Annotated in this window: 1 protein-coding gene; it reads left to right on the forward strand. The window is 58.2% G+C overall.

All coding sequences use genetic code 11. From position 1 onward, the window contains the following. Positions 1–1,058: photosystem II D2 protein (photosystem q(a) protein) (gene psbD, locus IQ241_RS25265; RefSeq protein ID WP_193912586.1), on the forward strand; the 1,058-nt coding region annotated here is incomplete at both ends.

Genomic DNA, 1,058 nt, shown 5'->3' on the forward strand with positions numbered 1-1,058 from the left:
ATGACCATAGCAATGGGAAGAGCGCGAGCGAGTCGGGGATGGTTCGACATCCTGGACGACTGGCTAAAGCGCGACCGATTTGTCTTCGTAGGCTGGTCTGGTTTGCTGTTGTTTCCCTGCGCCTATCTGGCGATTGGGGGCTGGCTGACCGGCACCACCTTCATCACCTCGTGGTATACCCACGGGCTAGCGAGCTCCTACCTGGAAGGGTGCAACTTTCTGACGGTAGCGGTTTCGACCCCGGCTGACAGCATGGGCCACTCGCTTTTGCTGCTGTGGGGACCGGAAGCGCAGGGCGACTTTGTGCGCTGGTGCCAGATTGGCGGCCTATGGTCGTTTGTGGCGCTGCACGGAGCGTTTGCGCTGATTGGCTTCATGCTGCGGCAGTTTGAGATATCGCGGCTGGTGGGGATTCGGCCTTACAACGCAATTGCGTTTAGCGCGCCGATTGCGGTGTTTGTGTCAGTATTCCTGATGTACCCCTTGGGCCAGTCGAGCTGGTTCTTTGCACCGAGCTTCGGGGTGGCGGCGATATTCCGCTTCCTGCTGTTCTTGCAGGGCTTCCACAACTGGACGCTGAACCCGTTCCACATGATGGGCGTGGCCGGTGTGCTAGGTGGTGCTTTGCTGTGCGCGATTCACGGCGCGACAGTGGAGAACACGCTATTCCAGGATGGCGAGAATGCGAACACCTTTAGAGCGTTTGAGCCGACCCAGTCGGAAGAGACGTATTCGATGGTGACAGCCAACCGATTCTGGTCACAGATTTTCGGGATTGCGTTTTCGAACAAGCGGTGGCTGCACTTTTTCATGCTGTTTGTGCCGGTGACGGGCCTATGGATGGCCTCAGTAGGGATTGTCGGCCTGGCGCTGAACCTGCGGGCCTATGACTTTGTGTCACAGGAGATCCGGGCGGCGGAAGACCCCGAGTTCGAGACCTTCTACACGAAGAACATCTTGCTGAACGAAGGCATCCGGGCCTGGCTGGCGCCGCAAGACCAGCCGCATCAGAAGTTTGTATTCCCCGAAGAGGTACTGCCACGTGGTAACGCTCTCTA

Source organism: Vasconcelosia minhoensis LEGE 07310 (genome assembly GCF_015207255.1).
Lineage (GTDB): Bacteria > Cyanobacteriota > Cyanobacteriia > Phormidesmidales > Phormidesmidaceae > Vasconcelosia > Vasconcelosia minhoensis.